This window comes from Bradyrhizobium sp. CCBAU 45321, assembly GCF_028128975.1.
Taxonomy (GTDB): Bacteria; Pseudomonadota; Alphaproteobacteria; order Rhizobiales; family Xanthobacteraceae; genus Bradyrhizobium; species Bradyrhizobium yuanmingense.
Window position 1 is genome coordinate 1 of sequence record NZ_LFKZ01000058.1, and the last position, 1,485, is coordinate 1,485.

Here is a 1,485-nt window from a genome sequence, read left to right on the forward strand (position 1 = left end):
GCGCTTGCTGCATGGCGCTGATTCTCCTCCAATCAAAACGCCAGACATCCCTCAAACTGCATCAAAAGTGAGTCAGATGGGGTATTCGGCCTGTTGCTGAGCCCCGTTAGCAGGGTGCTGCGCTTCAGGTTGATGATAAACGTGGTCTGTGTCGAGCAGCCACAAACATCGGACGGAGAAGCGCAGCATGAAACATTACGCCGGATTGGACGTGTCGGTCAAAGAGACGTCCCTATGCATTGTCGACGAAACAGGCCGCATCTGCCGGGAAGTGAAAGTGGAGAGCCACCCGGAAGATCTTCTTGCTGTACTCAACGATCCGACTTGGCGGTTTGACCGGATCGGACTCGAGGCCGGGCCACTGTCACAATGGCTGTTCAGCGGGCTGGCGGAAGCTGGCCTGCCGGCAACCTGCATCGAGACACGGCACGCCAAGGCGTTCCTCAAGGCGCAGGTGAACAAGAGCGACCGTAATGATGCGCGTGGCATTGCGCAGATGATGCGTGTCGGCTTGTTCCGGCCTGTCCACGTCAAGACCCTGACCAGTCAGAAGCGACGGGTCCTGCTTGCCGGTCGCAAGCTGCTTCAGGAGAAGGCCATTGCCATCGAGAATGACATTCGTGGGCTGTTGCGCAACTTCGGCTTGAAGGTTGGAATTGTGGGGGTGATCGGCTTCGAACAACGCATCCACGAACTCACCGTTGGTCAGCCGGAGCTGACCGAACTCATGGAACCGCTTCTCGTCGCCCGACGCGTTTTACGCGAACAGTTCACGCGACTGCATCGCAATGTGCTTCTGCTTGCCCGGGAAAGCGAGGTCTGTCGCCGGTTGATGACAATCCCCGGTGTTGGCCCCGTCACGTCGTTGGCCTTTATCAGCACGATCGACGTTCCCGCCCGCTTCAAGAGTTCGAAAGCCGTCGGGCCCTCCCTCGGATTGACGCCAGTCCTCAACCAGTCCGGTGAAAGCCACCGCATCGGTCGGATCTCGCTGTGCGGCGATCAAGCCATGCGAGCGCTACTCTATGAGGCCGCGCAGGTCATGCTGACGCGGGTCCAGAAATGGTCCTGGCTCAAGGCGTGGGCCATGCAGATCGCCAAACGACGCGGGCAGCAAAAGGCGATCGTCGCTCTGGCGCGGCGGCTCGCCGTCATCATGCACCGCATTTGGAGCGATGGAACGGAATTCCGCTGGACACGGGAGGTCTCGCCCGCGGCACAATAGTGCGACGCGCGGTCCACACACTCGTTGTTTAGTGGGGCGAGGTCCCTCGCGGGACGATGGACGAGATGAGTTCGCTTTGGGCTCTTGTACGGTCGCATCCCTGCGATCAGCACGCGAGTCAGATTGTTCCGTCTCGTTCTACTGATCCCAGGCTGGGAGAGCCATACGGCTGATCCCGAAGAGAAGCACGGCCCAGCGAGCGGTACCGAACCCGAGGAGGCGCCCAACCAAAGCCCTTGACCAAATCCGGCCGAATAGAG

The 1,485-nt window shown here is 59.9% G+C and carries 1 protein-coding gene; it reads left to right on the forward strand.

The window, feature by feature from the left end; translation table 11 throughout:
- Positions 1 to 187 precede the first annotated feature (187 nt).
- The gene (locus tag ACM43_RS09675; RefSeq protein ID WP_036032539.1) at positions 188 to 1,225 is read left to right on the forward strand and encodes an IS110 family transposase; all 1,038 of its coding nucleotides are present in this window, start codon (positions 188 to 190) and stop codon (positions 1,223 to 1,225) included.
- Positions 1,226 to 1,485: the final 260 nt, after the last annotated feature.